At 64.3% G+C, this 20,468-nt stretch carries 19 protein-coding genes; all 19 read left to right on the top strand.

What is annotated here, in order from left to right; translation table 11 throughout:
• Position 1 precedes the first annotated feature (1 nt).
• Positions 2-2,077 (top strand): NADH-quinone oxidoreductase subunit NuoG, encoded by a 2,076-nt coding sequence (gene nuoG / locus B5V03_RS19675; protein ID WP_129272068.1) that lies wholly within the window; start codon positions 2-4, stop codon positions 2,075-2,077.
• A 4-nt stretch (positions 2,078-2,081) separates the two neighbouring features.
• Entirely contained in the window at positions 2,082-3,149 is a 1,068-nt protein-coding gene (nuoH, locus tag B5V03_RS19670) for an NADH-quinone oxidoreductase subunit NuoH (RefSeq protein ID WP_129272067.1), read from the top strand.
• A 14-nt stretch (positions 3,150-3,163) separates the two neighbouring features.
• A complete protein-coding gene (gene nuoI, locus B5V03_RS19665) occupies positions 3,164-3,652 on the top strand; it encodes an NADH-quinone oxidoreductase subunit NuoI (protein ID WP_027529879.1) in 489 nt (162 codons plus the stop codon).
• Between the two features lie 9 nt (positions 3,653-3,661).
• Complete coding sequence (locus tag B5V03_RS19660; protein ID WP_129272066.1) at positions 3,662-4,300, top strand: NADH-quinone oxidoreductase subunit J; 639 nt, start codon at positions 3,662-3,664, stop codon at positions 4,298-4,300.
• Positions 4,297-4,605: an NADH-quinone oxidoreductase subunit NuoK gene (nuoK, locus tag B5V03_RS19655; RefSeq protein WP_092028826.1), complete on the top strand. Its 309-nt coding sequence runs from the start codon at positions 4,297-4,299 to the stop codon at positions 4,603-4,605. Before B5V03_RS19660 ends, nuoK begins: the two co-directional genes overlap by 4 nt.
• Positions 4,606-4,613: 8 nt before the next feature.
• The gene (nuoL, locus tag B5V03_RS19650) at positions 4,614-6,686 is read left to right on the top strand and encodes an NADH-quinone oxidoreductase subunit L (protein ID WP_129272065.1); all 2,073 of its coding nucleotides are present in this window, start codon (positions 4,614-4,616) and stop codon (positions 6,684-6,686) included.
• Positions 6,687-8,195 carry an NADH-quinone oxidoreductase subunit M gene (locus B5V03_RS19645; protein ID WP_129272064.1) on the top strand — a complete coding sequence of 503 codons (1,509 nt, stop codon included), beginning with the start codon at positions 6,687-6,689 and terminating at the stop codon, positions 8,193-8,195.
• Between the two features lie 22 nt (positions 8,196-8,217).
• Entirely contained in the window at positions 8,218-9,654 is a 1,437-nt protein-coding gene (gene nuoN, locus B5V03_RS19640; protein ID WP_129272063.1) for an NADH-quinone oxidoreductase subunit NuoN, read from the top strand.
• 1 nt (position 9,655) lies between these two features.
• The gene (locus B5V03_RS19635; RefSeq protein WP_129272062.1) at positions 9,656-10,462 is read left to right on the top strand and encodes a biotin--[acetyl-CoA-carboxylase] ligase; all 807 of its coding nucleotides are present in this window, start codon (positions 9,656-9,658) and stop codon (positions 10,460-10,462) included.
• Positions 10,462-12,132, top strand: coding sequence for a ribonuclease J (locus B5V03_RS19630; protein ID WP_129272061.1), 1,671 nt, complete (start codon positions 10,462-10,464; stop codon positions 12,130-12,132). The genes B5V03_RS19635 and B5V03_RS19630 overlap by 1 nt, the downstream gene beginning before the upstream one ends.
• Before the next feature lie 11 nt (positions 12,133-12,143).
• On the top strand, positions 12,144-12,548 hold the full coding sequence (gene mce / locus B5V03_RS19625) for a methylmalonyl-CoA epimerase (RefSeq protein WP_129272060.1): 405 nt from the start codon (positions 12,144-12,146) through the stop codon (positions 12,546-12,548).
• An 8-nt stretch (positions 12,549-12,556) separates the two neighbouring features.
• A complete protein-coding gene (locus tag B5V03_RS19620; RefSeq protein ID WP_129272059.1) occupies positions 12,557-12,832 on the top strand; it encodes a DUF1467 family protein in 276 nt (91 codons plus the stop codon).
• Positions 12,833-12,868: 36 nt separating this feature from the next.
• A complete protein-coding gene (locus B5V03_RS19615) occupies positions 12,869-13,216 on the top strand; it encodes a hypothetical protein (protein WP_129272058.1) in 348 nt (115 codons plus the stop codon).
• Positions 13,217-13,249: 33 nt separating this feature from the next.
• The gene (gene mtnK, locus B5V03_RS19610) at positions 13,250-14,533 is read left to right on the top strand and encodes an S-methyl-5-thioribose kinase (RefSeq protein ID WP_164988142.1); all 1,284 of its coding nucleotides are present in this window, start codon (positions 13,250-13,252) and stop codon (positions 14,531-14,533) included.
• A gap of 304 nt (positions 14,534-14,837) precedes the next feature.
• The gene (locus B5V03_RS19605; protein WP_129272056.1) at positions 14,838-16,427 is read left to right on the top strand and encodes an ABC transporter substrate-binding protein; all 1,590 of its coding nucleotides are present in this window, start codon (positions 14,838-14,840) and stop codon (positions 16,425-16,427) included.
• Between the two features lie 60 nt (positions 16,428-16,487).
• Complete coding sequence (locus tag B5V03_RS19600) at positions 16,488-17,411, top strand: ABC transporter permease (protein WP_129272055.1); 924 nt, start codon at positions 16,488-16,490, stop codon at positions 17,409-17,411.
• Positions 17,408-18,229 (top strand): ABC transporter permease, encoded by an 822-nt coding sequence (locus B5V03_RS19595; protein ID WP_129272054.1) that lies wholly within the window; start codon positions 17,408-17,410, stop codon positions 18,227-18,229. Before B5V03_RS19600 ends, B5V03_RS19595 begins: the two co-directional genes overlap by 4 nt.
• Positions 18,226-19,206 carry an ABC transporter ATP-binding protein gene (locus B5V03_RS19590; protein ID WP_129272053.1) on the top strand — a complete coding sequence of 327 codons (981 nt, stop codon included), beginning with the start codon at positions 18,226-18,228 and terminating at the stop codon, positions 19,204-19,206. The genes B5V03_RS19595 and B5V03_RS19590 overlap by 4 nt, the downstream gene beginning before the upstream one ends.
• Positions 19,199-20,236, top strand: a complete 1,038-nt coding sequence (locus B5V03_RS19585; protein ID WP_129272052.1) for an ABC transporter ATP-binding protein — start codon at positions 19,199-19,201, stop codon at positions 20,234-20,236. Before B5V03_RS19590 ends, B5V03_RS19585 begins: the two co-directional genes overlap by 8 nt.
• Positions 20,237-20,468 lie beyond the last annotated feature (232 nt).

The raw sequence follows: 20,468 nt of genomic DNA, 5'->3' as shown, positions 1-20,468 counted from the left end.
AATGACCAAGCTCATCATCGACGGCAAAGAGATCGATGTCCCCGCCGAATACACGCTGCTTCAGGCGTGCGAGGCGGCCGGCGCCGAGATTCCGCGCTTCTGCTATCACGAGCGGCTGTCGATCGCCGGCAATTGCCGGATGTGCCTCGTTGAAGTGAAGGGCGGCCCGAAGCCGGTCGCGAGCTGCGCCTGGGGCGTACGCGACTGCCGTCCGGGCCCGAAGGGCGAGCCGCCGGAAATCTCCACGCGTTCGCCGATGGTGAAGAAGGCACGCGAAGGCGTGATGGAATTCCTTCTCATCAACCATCCGCTGGACTGCCCGATCTGCGACCAGGGCGGCGAGTGCGACCTGCAGGACCAGGCGATGGGCTATGGTGTCGACACCAGCCGCTTCGCCGAGAACAAGCGCGCGGTCGAGGACAAATATCTCGGCGCGCTGGTCAAGACCTCGATGAACCGCTGCATCCAGTGCACGCGTTGCGTCCGCTTCTCGGCGGAAGTCGCAGGCGCCCCCGAGATGGGCGCCACCGGCCGCGGCGAGGACATGGAGATCACGACTTATCTCGAGCACGCGCTGACGTCCGAATTGCAGGGCAACCTCGTCGACATCTGCCCGGTCGGCGCGCTGACCTCGAAGCCTTATGCGTTTGCCGCGCGTCCGTGGGAGCTCGGCAAGACCCAGTCGATCGACGTGATGGACGGCCTGGGATCTGCGATCCGCGTCGACACCCGCGGCCGTGAAGTGATGCGCGTGCTGCCGCGCATCAACGAGGCCGTGAACGAGGAGTGGATTTCCGACAAGACCCGCCACATCGTCGACGGCCTGCGCACCCAGCGGCTCGATCGTCCCTATATCCGCGAAGCCGGTAAGCTGCGCGCGGCAACTTGGCCCGAGGCCTTCGCCGCGATCGCGTCCAAGGCGGCGCGCACCGACGGCAAGCGCATCGGCGCGATCGCGGGCGACCTCGCCGGCGTCGAGGAGATGTTCGCGCTGAAGGACCTCTTGTCCAAGTACGGTTCGGGCAATCTGGCGGTGCAGGGCGGCGACGCCTTCGATCCCGCGCTCGGCCGCGGCTCCTATATCTTCAACCCGACGCTGGTGGGCGTCGAGCAGGCCGATGCGCTGCTGATCATCGGCGCCAATCCGCGCAAGGAAGCGGCCGTGTTCAACGCCCGCATCCGCAAGCGCTGGCGCTCCGGTGGTCTCAAGGTCGGCGTGATCGGCGCCAAGGCCGATCTGACTTACGATTATGATCATCTCGGCGCAGGCACCGAGACGCTCGGCGAGCTCGCGGCCGGCAAGCACTCCTTCATGGACGTGCTGAAGAACGCCAAGCACCCGATCATCCTGGTCGGTGCGGGCGCGGCCTCGCGTCACGACGGCGCTGCCATTCTCGCCGCTGCAGCAAAACTCGCGCTCGATGTCGGCGCGCTCAAGGACGGCTGGAACGGCTTTGGCGTGCTGCACGAGACCGCCTCGCGCGTCGGTGCGCTCGATATCGGCTTCACGGCCGCGGCCGGCGGCCTGAACGCCGCGCAGATGACGACGTTCGGCACGCTCGACCTGCTGTTCCTGTTAGGGGCCGACGAGATCAAGCCGGCGGACGGCACCTTCGTCGTCTATATCGGCACCCATGGTGATCGCGGCGCGCACCGCGCCGACGTCATCCTGCCGGCGGCTGCCTACACCGAGAAGTCCGCGATCTACGTCAACACCGAAGGCCGCGTGCAGATGACGGGCCGCGCCGCGTTCCCGCCGGGCGAAGCCCGCGAGGACTGGGCGGTCGTCCGTGCGCTCTCGGAAGCGCTTGGCAAGAAGCTCGGCTATGACTCGCTCTCGGCGCTGCGCCAGGCGATCTTCAAGGCCGTGCCGCATCTGATCCGTCTCGACCAGATCGAGGCCGGCTCCGCCGACCAGATCAAGAAGCTGGCGGGGAAGGGCGGCTCGCCCGAGAAGGCGCCGTTCAAGACCCTCGTCGAGGACTTCTATTTGACCAACCCAATCGCGCGTGCGTCCGCCGTGATGGCGGAATGCTCGCGGCTTGCCTCCGGGCAGATGCTGACCGCAGCGGAGTGAGCTGATGGAATTCTTCGAAAGCGCATTCTGGACCGGCTTCCTCTGGCCGCTGATCATCATGATCGCGGAGAGCGTGCTGGTGCTCGTCGTCCTGCTGATCGCGATCGCCTACATCCTGCTCGCCGACCGCAAGATCTGGGCGGCGGTGCAGATCCGCCGCGGCCCGAACGTGGTCGGCCCGTGGGGCCTGCTGCAATCCTTCGCCGACCTTCTCAAGTTCGTGCTGAAGGAGCCGATTATCCCGGCCGGCGCCAACAAGGGCGTGTTCCTCCTTGCTCCCTTGGTCTCATGCGTGCTCGCGCTCGCGGCTTGGGCGGTGATCCCGACCAATCTCGGCTGGGTGATCTCCGACATCAATGTTGGCGTCCTCTTCATCTTCGCGATCTCGTCGCTGTCGATCTACGGCATCATCATGGCCGGCTGGTCGTCGAACTCGAAATACCCGTTCCTGGCAGCACTTCGCTCGGCGGCGCAGATGGTGTCCTATGAAGTCTCGATCGGCTTCGTCATCATCACGGTGCTGCTCTGCGCCGGCACGCTGAACCTCTCCGCCGTGGTCGAGGCCCAGCATGTCCGCGGCTTTGCCAGCCTGATCGGCCTACCGCAGCTCACCATCCTGAACTGGTATGTCTGGCCGCTGTTCCCGATGTTCGTGATCTTCTACGTCTCGGCGCTGGCGGAAACCAACCGTCCGCCCTTCGACCTCGTGGAAGCTGAATCCGAGCTCGTCGCCGGCTTCATGGTCGAATACGGCTCGACGCCGTATCTGCTGTTCATGCTCGGCGAGTACGTCGCGATCGTCACGATGTGCGCGCTCGCGACGATCCTGTTCCTCGGAGGCTGGCTGCCGCCGGTGGACCTGCCGCCCTTCAACTGGGTGCCGGGGATCATCTGGTTCGCGCTCAAAGTCTTCTTCATGTTCTTCCTGTTCGCGATGGCAAAGGCGATCGTGCCGCGCTACCGCTACGACCAACTGATGCGCCTCGGCTGGAAGGTGTTCCTGCCGCTGTCGCTCGCGATGGTGGTCGTGGTGGCCGGCGTGCTGCATTTCGCCGACATCGCGCCGAAGTGAGGGCCGTCATGGGTATCAACATCAACGCCACTGCACGCTCGCTCCTGCTGTCGGAATTCGTCTCGGCATTCTTCCTCGCCATGCGCTATTTCTTCCAGCCGAAGCCGACGCTGAACTATCCGTTCGAGAAGGGCCCGATCTCGCCGCGCTTCCGCGGTGAGCACGCGCTGCGCCGCTATCCGAACGGCGAGGAACGTTGCATCGCCTGCAAGCTGTGCGAAGCGATCTGCCCGGCGCAGGCCATCACCATCGAGGCCGGCCCGCGCCGCAACGACGGCACCCGCCGCACCGTGCGCTACGACATCGACATGGTGAAGTGCATCTATTGCGGCCTCTGCCAGGAGGCCTGTCCGGTCGACGCCATCGTCGAAGGTCCGAACTTCGAGTTCGCGACCGAGACCCGCGAGGAACTGTTCTATGACAAGGCCAAGCTGCTCGCCAACGGCGATCGCTGGGAACGTGAGATCGCGAAAGCGATCGAGCTCGATGCGCCGTACCGGTGAGATGAGAGCATGATCCTTCCCGCGCTGTTCTTCTATCTGTTCGCCGGCGTCTGTGTCGCCTCGGCGGTGATGGTGATTGTCTCGCGCAATCCCGTGCACTCCGTGCTGTACCTGATCCTGGCCTTCGTCAACGCCTCCGGCCTGTTCGTGCTGATGGGCGCCGAATTCCTCGCGATGATCCTGATCGTCGTCTATGTCGGCGCTGTCGCGGTGCTGTTCCTGTTCGTGATCATGATGCTCGACGTCGACTTCCTCGAGCTGCGCGAAGGCTTCATCCAGTACCTGCCGATCGGGCTGGTGATCGGCGGCATCTTCCTGTTCGAGCTGCTGCTCACCGTCGGCTTCTGGGTCATCAACCCCAGCGTCAGCAAGACGATCACGGCCGCGATCCCGACAAACGTCTCGAATACCGAGGCGCTCGGGCTCGTGCTCTATACGAAGTACATCCACTACTTCCAGCTCTCGGGCATGGTGCTGCTGGTCGCGATGATCGGCGCCATCGTGCTGACGCTGCGCCACAAGGCGAATGTCAAGCGGCAGGACATCAACGTTCAGAACGCGCGCACGCCTGAGATGGCGATGGCGATGCGCAAGGTGGCGTCGGGGCAGGGGCTCCAGGACAGCGACGCGGCGGAGTGGGTGAAATGACGGTCGGGCTGGGACATTATCTGGCGGTCGGCGCGATCCTGTTCACGCTCGGGATCCTCGGCATCTTTCTGAACCGCAAGAACATCATCGTCATCCTGATGTCGATCGAGTTGATCCTGCTCTCGGTCAACATCAACCTCGTGGCGTTCTCGACCTTCCTCGGCGATATCGTCGGCCAGGTCTTCGCGCTTCTGGTGCTGACTGTCGCTGCGGCTGAAGCTGCGATCGGTCTCGCCATCCTGGTGGTCTATTTCCGCAACCGCGGCTCGATCGCGGTTGAGGACGTCAATCTGATGAAGGGCTGAGCTCAGTCATGGTTCAGGCAATCGTTTTTCTGCCTCTGCTGGGCGCCATTCTGGCCGGGCTCATCGCCTTGGCCGGCGCGCATGCCCGTAACCCCTCGGGCGACGAGGTCGAGCATCACGGCGACCACGGTCACGGCGACGCGCATGCGTCGGCGGCCCATGATGACCATGGTCACGACGATCACGCCCACGACGACCATGGTCCGGCGGAGCCGCCGGCGGCCGGTTCGCGCGGCGCCGAGCTGATCACGACCGGGCTGCTGTTCGTCTCGGCCGCACTGTCCTGGATGACGCTGGTCGATGTCGGCTTCATGCACCATGACGCCCGCATTCAGCTGCTGCCCTGGATCTTCTCCGGCGATCTCCAGGTCTGGTGGACGCTGCGCGTCGACACGCTTACCGCCGTGATGCTGGTGGTGGTGACGACCGTGTCCTCGCTAGTGCACCTCTATTCCATCGGCTACATGGACGAGGATCCGAACCGGCCGCGCTTCTTCGGCTATCTCAGCCTGTTCACCTTCGCCATGCTGATGCTGGTGACCGCGGACAACCTCGTGCAGCTGTTCTTCGGCTGGGAAGGCGTCGGTCTCGCCAGCTATCTCCTGATCGGCTTCTGGTACCAGAAACCGTCGGCGAACGCGGCCGCCATCAAGGCCTTCGTGGTCAACCGCGTCGGCGACTTTGGTTTTGCGCTCGGCATCTTCGCGATCTTCCTGCTGACCAGTTCGACCGATTTCGAGACCATCTTCCACGCTGCGCCCAGCCTCACCGGCAAGACCATCGACTTCCTCGGCTGGCACGCCGATGCGCTGACCCTGACCTGCCTCTTGCTGTTCATGGGCGCGATGGGCAAGTCGGCGCAGTTCCTGCTGCACACCTGGTTGCCGGACGCGATGGAAGGCCCGACGCCGGTGTCGGCGCTGATCCACGCCGCGACCATGGTCACCGCGGGTGTCTTCATGGTGGCGCGCCTGTCGCCGCTGTTCGAGCTCGCGCCGACCGCGCAGGCCGTCGTGATGTTCTTCGGCGCCACCACCGCGTTCTTCGCGGCGACCATCGGCCTCGTCCAGAACGACATCAAGCGCATCGTGGCCTACTCGACCTGTTCGCAGCTCGGCTACATGTTCGTGGCAATGGGAGCAGGGGCCTATTCGGTCGGCATGTTCCATCTGTTCACGCATGCCTTCTTCAAGGCGCTGCTGTTCTTGGGCTCCGGCTCGGTGATCTACGCGATGCACCACGAGCAGGACATCCGCAACATGGGCGGCCTCTGGAAGAAGATCCCCTACACCTATGCGGTGATGGTGGTCGGCACGCTCGCGCTCACAGGCTTCCCGCTCACCGCCGGCTACTTCTCCAAGGACGCGATCATCGAGTCCGCCTATGCCTCGCACAATCCGTTTGCGATGTACGGCTTCCTGATGACCGTCATCGCCGCCGGCCTGACTTCGTTCTACTCCTGGCGCCTGATCTTCAAGACGTTCCATGGCGAGCCGCATGACGAGCATCACTATGAAGCTGCGCATGAGGCTCCGTTCTGGATCCTGATCCCGATCGGCGTGCTCGCGGTCGGATCCATCGTTGCCGGCTTCCCGTTCAAGGAGCTGTTCGCCGGCCACGGCGTCGAGGAGTTCTTCCGCGAGTCCGTGAAGATGAATCCGCACATCATCGAGGAGATGCACCACATCCCCGAAACCATCGCCTTCCTGCCGACGGTGATGATGGTGCTGGGCTTCCTGGTGTCGTACCTGTTCTACATCCGCCGGCCTTACATCCCCGTGCAGCTCGCAAAAGAGCAGCCGATGTTGTACCAGTTCCTGCTCAACAAATGGTACTTCGACGAGCTCTACGATCTCATCTTCGTCCGTCCGGCGAAGTGGATCGGCTATCAGCTCTGGAAGAAGGGCGACGGCTTCATCATCGACGGCTTCGGTCCCGACGGCGTCTCCGCGCGCGTGCTGGATGTCACCCGCAACGTCGTGAAGATCCAGACCGGCTATCTCTATCACTACGCCTTTGCCATGCTGATCGGCGCCGCCGGCCTGATCACCTGGTTCATGTTCGGCTTTGGAGGCCAGTAAATGACGACCTGGCCCATCCTATCGGTCACGACGTTCCTGCCGCTGGTCGGTGCGCTGATCGTCTATCTCAGCCGCGGCGATGACGAGGCGGCCAAGCGCAACTCGCGCTGGATCGCGCTCTGGACCACGCTGATCACCTTCGCGGTGTCGGTGATCCTGGTCATGCGCTTCGATCCCAACAGCGCCGACTTCCAGTTCGTCGAGAAGGCGAATTGGCTCGCCACCGGCATCACCTACCACATGGGCGTGGACGGTATTTCGCTGCCGCTCGTGATCCTGACCACCGCCGTGATGCCGTTCTGCATCATCGCGAGCTGGAAGGCGATCACCAACCGCGTCCGCGAATACATGATGGCGTTCCTGATCCTGGAAACGCTGATGATCGGCACCTTCTCGGCGCTCGATCTCGTGCTGTTCTATCTGTTCTTCGAGGGCGGCCTGATCCCGATGTTCCTGATCATCGGCGTCTGGGGTGGTCCGCGCCGGGTCTATGCATCGTTCAAGTTCTTCCTCTACACGCTGCTCGGCTCGGTCCTGATGCTGCTCGCCATCATGGCGCTGTACTGGAACGGCGGCACCACCGACATCCCGGCCCTGATGCACACCGCCGTGCCGCGGTCGTTGCAGACCTGGGCGTGGCTGGCCTTCTTCGCCTCCTTCGCGGTGAAGATGCCGATGTGGCCGGTGCACACCTGGCTCCCCGACGCGCACGTCGAGGCGCCGACCGCAGGCTCCGTGGTCCTCGCCGCGATCCTGCTGAAGATGGGCGGCTACGGCTTCCTGCGCTTTTCGCTGCCGATGTTCCCGCTGGCCTCGCACGACTTCGCGCCGCTGGTGTTCACGCTCTCGGCCATCGCCATCATCTACACCTCGCTGGTGGCGCTGATGCAGGAGGACATGAAGAAGCTGATCGCGTACTCGTCGGTCGCGCATATGGGCTTCGTCACCATGGGCATCTTCGCCGGGACCATGCAGGGCGTCGCCGGCGGCGTATTCCAGATGATCTCGCACGGCATCGTTTCCGGCGCGCTGTTCCTCTGCGTCGGCGTCGTTTACGACCGTCTGCACACCCGCGAGATCGCGGCCTATGGCGGCCTCGTCAACCGGATGCCGCTCTACGCGCTGACCTTCATGATCTTCACCATGGCCAATGTCGGTCTGCCCGGCACGAGCGGTTTCGTCGGCGAGTTCATGACGTTGCTCGGCACCTTCAAGGTCTCCATCCCGACCGCGTTCTTCGCCACCTTCGGGGTGATCCTGTCGGCGTGCTACGCGCTGTGGCTCTACCGCAAGGTCGTGTTCGGGGCGCTGGTCAAGCCGTCGCTGGCGAGCATGAAGGATCTCACCTTGCGCGAATGCGTGACGCTGTTCCCGATGATCGCGCTGACGATCCTGTTCGGCGTCTATCCGAAGCCGGTGCTCGACATGTCGGCCGCCTCGGTCCAGCAACTCGTCAACAATTACAACACCGCTGTGACGGCCGTGAAGGCTGCCGCACTGCTCCATTGATCGGGCAGGTCAGGATATCGCCATGAGCTTTTCGACTGCAGGTTATCAACTGGCGCCGGTGCTGCCCGAGCTCGTGCTCGCGATCGGCGCCATGGCGCTTCTGATGCTGGGCGCCTATCGCGGGCAGGAGACCACCAGGGCGGTCACCTCGCTTGCGGTGCTGCTCCTGGTCGTGGTCGGCGTGCTCGTCTACGCGCAGCCCGCGGGCAAGCAGGTGACCTTCGGCGGCAGCTTCATCGTCGACGACTTCGCCCGCTTCATGAAGATCCTGGCCCTGATCGGCTCGGCTGTGACGCTGGTTCTGTCGACCGAGTTCCTGTCCGATCCGTCACGCCGCATCTTCGAATACGCCATCCTGGTCTTGCTCTCGACGCTCGGCATGATGGTGCTGATCTCGGCCGGCGACCTGATCTCGCTCTATCTCGGCCTCGAATTGATGTCGCTCGCGCTCTACGTCGTGGCGGCCTCGAACCGCGACAACGCCAAGTCGACCGAAGCCGGCCTGAAGTATTTTGTCCTCGGCGCGCTGTCGTCGGGCATGCTGCTTTACGGTTCCTCGCTGATCTACGGCTTCACCGGCACGGTGAGCTTCGCCGGCATCGCTGCGGCTGCGACGGTTTCGAATGTCGGCCTGGTGTTCGGCCTGGTGTTCCTGCTCGCCGGCCTCTGCTTCAAGGTTTCGGCCGTGCCGTTCCACATGTGGACGCCCGACGTGTATGAAGGCGCCCCGACCCCGGTCACCGCCTTCTTCGCCTCGGCGCCGAAGGTGGCAGCGCTCGCCGTCTTCACCCGCGTCACGCTGACCGCATTCCCGGGCATCGTCTCGCAGTGGCAGCAGATCCTTGTGTTCGTGTCGATCGCCTCGATGGCGCTGGGTTCGTTCGCCGCGATCGGCCAGAGCAACATCAAGCGCCTGATGGCCTATTCCTCGATCGGCCATATGGGCTTTGCCCTGGTCGGGCTTGCCGCCGGCACGGTCGAGGGCGCGCAGGGCGTGCTGATGTACATCGTGATCTATGTCGCGATGACGCTCGGCTCGTTCTCGGTCATCCTCGCCATGAAGCGCAACGGCCAGGCCGTGGAGCAGATCAGCGATTTCGCCGGTCTCTCGCGCACCAATCCGCTGCTCGCCTTCATGTTCGCAATGCTGCTGTTCTCGCTCGCGGGCATTCCGCCGCTCGCCGGCTTCTTCGCCAAATGGTACGTCTTCGTCGCCGCGATCAAGGCGAACCTGTTCACGCTCGCCGTGATCGGCGTGCTCTCCAGCGTGGTGGGCGCCTACTACTACCTCACCATCGTCAAGACGATGTACTTTGACGAGCCGGCCGGTCAGGTCGATCCGATGCGCGTCGAGGTGAAGACGGTGCTGGCGGTTGCGGGCCTGTTCACCATCCTGTTCGCGCTGTTCGCAGGCCCGGTGGTGAGCGTCGCCTCCGCCGCGGCCAAGTCGCTGTTCTAGGATGGGATTCGCGCTCGGTCCTCGCGCACGCGCTGCGGGCTACAGGCTCGCAGCTTTTGAGCGGACCGGCTCGACCAATACCGACGCGATCGAGCGCGCGCGGGCCGGCGAACCCGGCCCGATGTGGTTCGTTACATCCGATCAGATCGCCGGCCGCGGCCGGCGCCAGCGCGCCTGGATCGCGCCAAAGGGCAATCTCGCCGCCAGCGTCCTCGAGATGGTGGACGTGGCGCCTGCGGTGGCCGCCACGATCGGCTTTGCGGCAGGGCTGGCGGAGGAGGCCGCCCTGGAGAAGGTCAGCCTCGAGGCCGCGCTGCGGCTTGGTCCTGACAGGCCCCGCTACGCCCTGAAATGGCCGAATGACGTCCTCGCCGATGGCAAGAAACTCGTCGGCATCGGTCTTGAAGCGGAGGCCGTCGGCGATCGCTTGGCCATCGTCGTCGGCATCGGCACCAACGTCGTGGCCGCGCCCGAGGGGACGCCCACGCCCGCCGTGTCGCTGGCCGCACTCGGCGTCCAGATCAGCGCGGAAGAGCTGTTCTCGGCGCTTTCGGACGCCTGGGTCGAGTTCCGTGGTATCTGGGACAATGGCCGTGGCTTTGCCGAGATCCGAAAACTCTGGCTGGAGCGCGCCGCCGGCCTCGGCGAGCGGGTCGCGATCAACACGGGAGCGACGACGCTGGAAGGCATTTTTGACACGATCGATGACACCGGTTGCCTGATCGTCCGCACTGCTGACGGCCGACGCCTTCCGGTGGCGGCCGGCGAGGTGTTCTTCGGCTCGGCCGCCTCCGTGGGAGCTGCGTGATGGCGAAGCCTGACGAATTGGTATTTGCGCCGCTCGGTGGCGTCGGCGAGATCGGCATGAACTTGTCGATCTACGGTCTCGGCAACCGTCAGCAGCGGTCCTGGCTGGCGGTCGATCTCGGTGTCTCCTTCGGCGACGAGGAGCATCTGCCGGGCATCGACCTGATCATGCCCGACATCAGCTTCCTGGAGAAGGAACGCAAGAACCTGATGGGCCTCGTGCTGACGCACGCCCATGAGGACCACTTTGGCGCCATCATCGACCTCTGGCCCAGGCTGAAATGCCCGATCTATGCGACCCAGTTCAGCGCCGCGCTGTTCGAGGCCAAATGCGCCGCCGAACGCAATGCACCGAAGATCCCGGTGACGGTGGTGCCATCAGGCGGCCGCGTCGATATCGGCCCGTTCAACGTCGAGTTCATCCCCGTCGCGCACTCGATTCCCGAAGCGCACGCGCTGGCGATCCACACCGAGGCCGGCATCGTGCTGCACACCGGCGACTGGAAGATCGACCCGACCCCGACACTGGGAAAGCCCACCGACGAGAAGCGGCTGCGCGAACTCGGCGAGGAGGGCGTGCTCGCGCTGATCGGCGATTCCACCAACGCGGTGCGCGACGGCCGTTCTCCTTCCGAAGCCGAGGTCGCCCAGACCATCATCAACCTCGTCAAATCGGCCAAGGGCCGCGTCGCGGTCACGACCTTTGCCTCCAACGTCGCCCGCATCAAGGCTGTGGCCGATGCAGCGAAGGCCGCCGACCGCGAGGTCGTTGTGGTCGGGCGCGCCATGGAGCGCGTGGTGCAGGTCGCGCGCGAGACCGGTTTTCTCGACGGCGTGCAGAATTTCCGCTCGCCCGAGGTCTACGGCCATCTGCCGCAGGACAAGGTGCTGGCACTCTGCACCGGCAGCCAGGGCGAGTCCCGCGCAGCACTTGCGCGCATCGCCAATGACGACCATCCCGAGATCACGCTCAACCGCGGCGACAGCGTGATCTTCTCCTCGCGCACCATCCCGGGCAACGAGAAGGCGGTCGGCGCGATCGTCAACAATCTGGTGCTCCAGGGCGTCGAGGTGATCACCGACCGCGACCATCTGGTCCATGTCTCCGGCCATCCCCGCCGCGACGAGCTGCGCGACATGATCTCCTGGGTGAAGCCGCAGCTCCTGATCCCCGTCCATGGCGAAGCCCTGCACCTCAACGAGCACGCAAAACTCGCGCGCGCCGCCGGCGTGCCGCGCGTGCTGGTCGTGCGCAACGGCGACCTCGTCAAGCTCGGCCCCGGCGATCCCGGCGTGGTCGGCGAGGTGCCGTCGGGCCGTCTCTACAAGGACGGCAACATCCTCGAGGATTCCAAGTCCCGCGCGGTGACTGAGCGGCGCCGCATGGCGTTCTCCGGCTGCGCCTTCGTCGCCTTCGCCATGAATGCGCAGGGCGAGCTCGCCGACGATCCCGAGGTCGATCTGGTCGGCATCCCCGAGAAGAACAAGGCGGGCGAGCCCTTCGACGACATCGTGTTCGACGCCGTGGTCGCCACCGTCGAAGGCCTGCCGAAGGCGCGCCGCCGCGATCCGGATGCCCTGGCCGAGTCGGTGCGACGCGCGGTCCGGTCTGTCATCAACGAACATTGGGGTAAAAAGCCCCCCTGTCTGGTACATGTCCTGACAGTCTAAGGGAGAAACACATGCTGGGCCGGCTCAACCACGTGGCGATAGCCACAAAGGATGCCATCAAGGCCGCCAGGATTTACGGCGCGGCATTCGGGGCGCAGATTTCGGAGGCCGTCCCGCTGCCCGAGCACGGCGTGATCACCGTGTTCGCGACGCTGCCCAATACCAAGATCGAGTTCATCGAGCCGCTCGGCGAGACCTCGCCGATCGCAAAATTCCTCGAACGCAATGCCGACGGCGGCATCCACCACATCTGCTACGAGGTGGTCGACATCATCGCCTCGCGCGACACGCTGGTGAAGGAGGGTGCACGCGTGCTCGGCGACGGCGTGCCGAAGATCGGCGCCCACGGCAAGCCGGTGCTGTTCCTGCACCCGAAGGATTTTTCCGGCGCGCTCGTCGAAATCGAGCAGGCATAGACCGCCCCATGGCCATCCAGATATCGACCGCGATCGCGATCTACTTCGTCATCTGGTGGATCGCGCTGTTCCTGACGCTGCCGTTCGGCGTGCGCAGCCAGCATGAGGATGGCGTCGGCGCCCCCGGCACCGACCCCGGCGCGCCGATTCTGACGCGGATGAAGAGCAAGCTGATCTGGACCACGATCATCTCGGCTATCATCTACGGGCTCGCCATGGTCGCCTATCACGCTGGCTATCTCTCGATCGAGCGTCTGTCGAAGTTGATGGGAATGCCTTTTTAGACTTTTTTCTACCCCTATTTGTTTCGAGGAAAACAAATGACTTTTCAGAGGATCGTCATCACGCTTCTGGTGCTGATCGTCGCCGGTCTCGGTGCCATCGGCTATGTCGAGTGGAAGATGGCGGTGCAGGTGCGCACCCTGAAGGCGTTCGTCGAGGGCTACGTCTTCAATGAAGCCGTGATGGCCTGCGAGCAGGCCAAGAGCTCGACACCGTTCAAATGGAACGGCGGCAAGAGCACCTCGGTGATCGGCCTGAACTCGGTCAAGCTGGACAAATACACCGTCAGCGCCAGCTACACGCTGGTGGCGGACAGCGTCTATTGTGATTACGATCCGATCAAAAGAAAGGCCGAGATCGGCTCGAGCTTCCTGGAGCGGGAGTAACGGTCCGGCCCATTTAAATCGGATGGGATCGTCATGGCGCAGGCTGGGGATTACCGGATTCTGCATGAGGCCGACTTGCGGGACTATCTCGCAGGCATTCCGGACCTGAAGGCGCTTCTCGGCGGCGAGCCGGCCGCCTGGTCGATCACCGAGGTCGGCGACGGCAATCTCAATCTCGTTTTCATCGTCAAGGGCGCCCGCGGCGGCGTCGCCGTGAAGCAGGCGCTACCTTACGTCCGGCTCGTCGGCGAGAGCTGGCCATTGCCGCTGTCGCGGGCCCATTACGAATACCTGGCCCTGTCGAAGCAAGCGCAGCTCGCGCCCGGCCTCGTGCCGGCTTTGCTGCACCACAACGAGACGCTCGCGCTGACGGTGATGGAGCTGCTCGAGCCCCACATCATCATGCGCAGGGGGCTGGTCGCGGCAGCGCATTATCCGCGCTTCGTGGACGACATCACCACCTTCATGGCGCGCACCCTGTTCTTCACCTCCGACCTCGCGCTCACGGCCGCCGAGAAGAAGGAGGCCATCGCCGCCTTTGCTGGCAACCACGCGCTCTGCAAGATCACCGAAGATCTGATCTTCACCGATCCCTACCGCATCGCCGAGCAGAACCGCTGGACCGCGCCGTATCTCGATGGCCTGGCAGCAGCCTTGCGCGACGACATGGAGCTGCATGTCGCGATCTCCCGGCTGAAGCTGAAGTTCATGGCAAGCCCCGAGGCGCTGCTCCACGGCGATCTCCACACCGGCTCGATCATGGTGACGGTGTCAGAGACGCGGGTGATCGACCCGGAATTCGCGTTCTACGGTCCGATGGGTTTTGACGTCGGCGCGGTGCTTGCCAATCTCCTGATGGCCTATTTCGCCTCCGCCGGCCACGAGAGCGTGCCAGGCGAACGACGTGCCTTCGAGGCCTGGGTGCTGGAGACGGTGGAGCAGGTCTGGGGCGGGTTCACCGGCAAATTCCTCGACCTCTGGCGGTCGCAGGCCAGCGGCGATGCCTATCCAGCCTCGCTCTTTGCCGGCGAGAGGGGCGCTATGCGGCTCGAGGCCGAGCGGCAAGCCTACATGCAGCGTCTGTTCACCGACACCGTCGGCTTCGCCGCCGCAAAAACCATCCGCCGTATCTTCGGTCTCGCCCACAACATCGATTTCGAGCTGATCGAGGACCCGAAGAGGCGGGCCGTCAGCGAAGCCCGCGCCGTGCGGCTCGCGCGGGGATTGATGGTGGAGGCGGCGGCGTTTCGGACGATCGCTGACGTCACCGGCGCCGCACGAAAATTGCGGGATTGGATGCCGGAGCTATCCGGCTGAGAGCCCGGGCCAAAGGCCCTTGTCCTGAGCTTGGTCGCATCGATCGTGCAGGACGTTCACCACTCGTAGACCGTTGTTTCCTCTCCCGTTTCTGAGTTCGCGCCCGGCCAGGCCGCCATTCGGAACCGGCATCGCCCCTGACGACTGCCATTTGTCTTGCGAGCTCCGGCTTCAGGAGTTCAGGCGCGGAGCGCATGCTGCGACTGCGCAAGGTTTGATCTCGACCAAGTCAAAAGAGAAGCTTGCGTTCGGCGTGCCGTGAATGGTCAACTCCCTGATCGGAATACGCGTTGCCGGAGGGACTATGATGTTCAAGAGAGTGGCGATCGTCGCTGGTTTGGGACTGGCGCTCGTCGCCACGGCGCAGGCCGAGACGCCGCGCAAGGGCGGAACCATCCGCATGACCGCGCCCTACGGCTCGAGTTTCACCAGCCTGGACATTCACACCACGCAGCGCGCCCAGGACGAGATCTACGCAAAAGCCCTGCATCGCTCGCTCTACATCTGGAATTCCGCGGAAGGCAAACCGGTTCTGGAGCTCGCCAAGGAGGACGTCGTCTCAGGCGGAGGCCTCGTTCACACCTTCAAGCTGCGCGACGACGCCTATTTCCACAACGGCCGCAAGATGACGGCCGACGACGTCATCTGGTCCTACAACCGCATCATGGACGGCACCAAGGCCTATCCGGGCGCGCGCTATGTCCGCGTGATCGAGGGCGCGGCCGCGGTCGAGAAGGGCCAGGCCAAGGAGATCTCCGGCCTGAAGAAGATCGACGACTTCACCATCGAGATGAAGCTGACCGAGAAAGTCGAGCCGGGCTTCTACTTCTTCACCGCGCTGACCTCGATCTATCCCGCCGACGAGGCCACCAAGGACAGCTTCATCCAGAAGCCGATCGGTCTTGGTCCCTTCAAATTCGTCGAGCACGTGCCGGGATCGCGCATCGTCCTGGAGCGGTGGGACCGGTTCTACAAGCCCGGCAAGCCCTATGCCGACAAGGTCGTCGTGTTGGTCATGGGCGAGGCCGCGGCTCGCGACGTCGCCTTCCGCAACAAGGAGATCGACACCTCGGTGCTCGGGCCGGCGCAGTACGTCGCCTATCAGTCCGACGCTGATCTCAAGGGCACCGTCGTCGAGGTCGCCGAGGTCTTCACGCGCTACATGGGGATGAACACCGCGTTCAAGCCGTTCGCCGACAAGCGCGTCCGGCAGGCGATCAACTACGCGATCGATACCGATTTGATCATCAACAAGCTGGTCAAGGGCAAGGCCTATCGCGCCACCAGCTGGCTGCCGCTGACCTCGCCCGCCTACGACAAGGTCATGAAGCCCTACGCCTACGATCCGGCCAAGGCCAAGCAGCTGCTCAGCGAGGCCGGCTACCCCTCCGGCTTCGAGTTCGAATGGACCACCAGCCAGAACGAGAGCTGGGGCCTGCCGATCGTCTCGGCCGTGATCCCGATGCTGGACAAGGTCGGCATCAAGGCGAAGGTCAAGCAGGTCGAGACCGCGGTGCTGGCGGAGGTGGTCCGCAGCGGCGACTACCAGGCCTTCATCTATTCCCAGGCGACCGGCCCGGATCCCCAGGCCGCGCTGAAATGCTTCCACTCATCGACGCCGCAGCCGGCCTGCAACTACATGAAATTCAGCAATGCCGAGTTCGACAAGCTGATCGACGAGGCAGGGCAGGCCGACGATGCCGCGAAGCGCACCCAGCTGCTGCAAAAGGCCAATGCGCTGCTCTATGAGGAGGCGCCGGTCTGGTTCTTCAACTACAACAAGGCCGTCATGGCCGTGCAACCCTGGCTCAAGGGGATCCAGTTGAATGCGACGGAGCTGACCCATCAGAGCGTCGAGGACCTCTGGGTCGACGAGACCTCGCCCGCGAAGTGACACGCGCTCTCGCGCTCCCTCCACCGCTTGTCGCGGTGGAGGGAGCGAGGAAAAGTTGAGATGCTCTCCTTCCTGATTCGTCGTCTCCTGCAAACCATTCCGACCGTGCTTGCCGTCGTGCTGCTGGTCTTCGTGCTGTTCAGCGTCGTTCCCGGCAGCATCGTCTCGTCCATGAGCGACGACAGCGATCCGCAGGTCGAGCTGCGTATGAAGAAGCAGCTCGGCCTCGACGATCCCCTCTATGTGCGTTTCGGCGCCTACATCGCCAAGCTCGCGACCGGCGATTTCGGGACCTCGTTCCGGACCCGCGAGCCTGTAACGGCCATGATCGCCAAGCGGATATGGCCGACGCTGCAGCTGGTCTTCGCAGCCATGGCGTTTTCCGTCGTGATCGGTGTGCCGCTAGGCTTCATCGCAGCCCTGAAACCCGGCGGCATCGTCGACACGCTTGCCATGGTGGTGGCAGTGTCGGGCCTTTCCATTGCCAAATTCTGGCTCGGACTGGTGCTGATGTATCTGTTTGCGCTGAAGCTCGGCTGGCTGCCGAGCTTTGGCTATGGCGATGGCGGACTGAAATATCTGCTGCTGCCGGCCGTGACGCTCGGTGTTTCGCCGATGGCGCTGTTTGCCCGGACGACGCGCGCCGCCGTCCTCGAGATCATGACCGCCGATTTCGTCCGCACCGCGCGCTCCAAGGGCATGAGCGAGACGCGGGTCGTGAAGTGGCATGTCATGCGCAATGCGCTCGTCATCATTCTCACCACCGTCGGCCTGCAGTTCGGCGCGTTGATGGGGCAGGCGGTCGTGGTCGAGAAACTGTTCTCCTGGCCGGGCATCGGCTCGCTGCTCGTCGACAGCGTCCTGCAGCGCGACATTCCCGCCGTCCAGGGCTCGATTCTCGTGGTGGTGCTGTCCTTCCTCGCGATCAATCTGCTGATCGACGTGCTCTACGGGGTGATCGATCCCAGGATCAGATACGCATGAAGCTACGCGCCAATCTCATCATCGGTAGCGCGCTGTTCGCGCTTGCCATCCTGGTCGGCCTGCTCGCGCCCTGGCTGGCGCACACCGATCCCGTCCTGGACGCCAACCTCATGAATGCGGAGGAGCCTCCGAGCTGGGCCTGGTGGTTCGGCACCGACGACCAGGGCCGCGACATCTATTCCCGCGTCGTGTATGGCGCACGCGTCTCGCTGACGGTCGGCATCGTCTCGCAGCTCATCAACAGCGTCATCGGCGTGGCGCTGGGCCTGAGCGCCGGCTATTGGGGCGGCTGGTGGGACGATGTCGTCAACGGGTTGACCAACCTGATGCTCGCGATCCCCTCGCTGATCTTCGCGCTGGCCATCATGGCGGTGCTGGGACCCGGCCTGACCAGCCTGCTGATCGCACTCGGACTGACCAACTGGTCCTTCACCTGCCGGATCGCGCGGGCCTCGGCGCTGTCGCTGAGAAGCCAGGGCTATGTGCAGGCGGCAACCGTGCTCGGCTATGGCGATCTCCGCATCATGATCACGCAGCTGTTGCCAAACATGTTGGGACCCATCATCGTCATCGGTACGCTCGGCATGGGCAGCGCGGTGTTGTCGGAGGCCGCATTGTCGTTCCTGGGTCTCGGCGTCCGCCCGCCGTTTCCGAGCTGGGGCAGCATGTTGTCGGACGCCCGCGACCAGATCACCACGGCGCCGTGGCTCTCGGTGTTTCCGGGCCTTGCCATCTTCCTGACGGTGCTCGGCCTCAATCTGCTCGGCGACGGCCTGCGCGACATTCTCGATCCCCAATCGCGGAGCCGGCGGACATGACGGGCGTGCCGCTGATTGAAGTCGAGGATTTGCGCATCGATCTCGACGATGGATCGCGACGCGTTGCGGCGGCCGAGGGCGTTTCATTCCGCATCGATCGCGGCGAGACCTTTGGCCTCGTCGGCGAATCCGGTTGCGGCAAGAGCATCACGGCGCTCGCCTTGATTGGCTTGCTGCGCCAGCCCTTGTCGATCGGCAGCGGTGTCATCCGGTTCGAGGGACGGGAGATCCAGCGCCTTTCGACGACCAAACAGCGGGAGCTGCGCGGCAATCGCATCGCCATGATCTTCCAGGAGCCGATGACGGCGCTGAACCCGGTTTCGCCCGTGGGCCGGCAGATCGCCGAGATGTTCGTGCTGCACAAGGGCAAGAGCTGGCGGGAGGCCAATCAACTCGCGGTCGAGGCGCTGGCCAATGTCCGCGTTCCCGCGCCCGAGCGGCGTGTGAAGGACTACCCGCACCAGCTGTCCGGCGGCATGCGCCAGCGCGTGATGATCGCCATTGCGCTCGCATGCGGTCCGGATCTCCTGATCGCGGACGAGCCGACCACCGCGCTCGACGTCACCGTGCAGGCCGAAATCATCGAGCTGATGCGGAATCTGTGCGCCGAGCGAGGCACCGCGATCCTGATGATCAGCCACGATCTCGGCCTGGTCGCCAACGTCTGCCGCCGCGTGGCCGTCATGTATGCCGGTCGCATCGTCGAGGAGCGCGGCTCGGCCGATGTTTTTCGCGCGCCCTCGCACCCCTACACACAAGGCCTGGTGGCCTCGTTGCCGCGGCTAGGCAGCCGGGCGGCGCTGGGCCGCACCAGGCTCAAGGAGATCGCGGGCGTCGTCCCCGCGATCACGAGCTTCCCCGATGGCTGCCGGTTCAATCCTCGTTGCGCGCGGGCGACCGATATTTGCCGCACCACCGCGCCGGTGGCGGATCTGCTGGAGGCGGGCGGTCTGGTGAGGTGTCATCACCATGCATGAGCCCAAGAATAGATCGGGTGAGGGGAGGCTGGACGACGATCTCATTCTCAGCGTCGAAGACCTGGCGGTTCATTTTCCGCTGGGCGGCGGCTTGCTGGGCCGCGACCGGCGATGGCTCCGTGCCGTTGACGGCGTCGACCTCAAGCTGAAGCGCGGCGAATGCCTCGGCCTCGTCGGCGAGTCCGGCTCCGGGAAGTCGACGGTCGCATTGTCGATCCTCGGCCTGCTGGCGCCGACCCGCGGCCGCATCGTGGTGGACGGGCAGGTCGTGACCAACAGGCCCTCCGGCGATCGCAAGGCATTGGCCCGCACCGTGCAGATGGTGTTTCAGGATCCCTACGCCTCGCTCAATCCGCGCCAGACCGTTCGCCGCACGCTGGAAGATCCCCTGCGTGTGCACGGCGTAACCACAAAGAGCGAGATCGAGGATCGCGTCGCGACCATGCTGCGGCATGTCGGCCTGCGGCCCGAACAGGCGGGCCGCTATCCGCACGAATTCTCGGGCGGCCAGCGCCAGCGCATCGGCATTGCCCGCGCGCTGATCCTCAATCCCAAAATCGTCATCTGCGACGAGCCCGTCTCGGCGCTCGACGTCTCGATCCGCGCCCAGATCATCAATCTGCTGCTGGAGCTGAAGGACACGCTCGGTCTCTCCTACATCATGATCAGCCACGACCTCGGCGTCGTCGAGCACATGAGCGACAGGGTCGCGGTGATGTATCTCGGCCGCATCGTCGAGAACGGCGACTGGCGCGAGATCTTCGAGCGGCCGGCGCACCCGTACACGCAAGCCCTGATCGCGGCCATCCCCGATCCGCTGCACCACGCGCCGCTGGCGACGACGGGAGGCGACCTGCCAAACCCGCTCAACCCGCCGAATGGATGCGCGTTCAGTCCGCGGTGCCGTTATGCCGAGGCGGTGTGCCGGAGCGAGCCGGGGCCGGTGTTGGAAACGCGCCCCGACGGACATGCGGTGCGGTGCTGGCGGGCTGACGAGATTGCGGGGCAGATGGTGTTGGCCGCGACCTAGGGGCGTGTACTCATCTGTGGACGCCCCGCGCGAAGGTAGTGCCGCGTCCGTTTGGTCTTCAAGACCGGACACGGTCAGTTCGCCCTAGCTAGTCGGCTGAGGGCCGATTCCGTTGAAAAAGGGAAACAGTAATCGGATGTATTGGCGTCAGCGCGATGCGGCCCAATGGCTTTGGCGGTTTCTACCCCAAGGTGGGCATTGGGATCAGCTTGGCCATCTTGCGAAGGTTCTG

Source organism: Bradyrhizobium betae (assembly GCF_004123905.1).
Classification (GTDB): domain Bacteria; phylum Pseudomonadota; class Alphaproteobacteria; order Rhizobiales; family Xanthobacteraceae; genus Bradyrhizobium; species Bradyrhizobium betae_A.
This window is presented reverse-complemented; position numbering and strand designations above follow the sequence as displayed.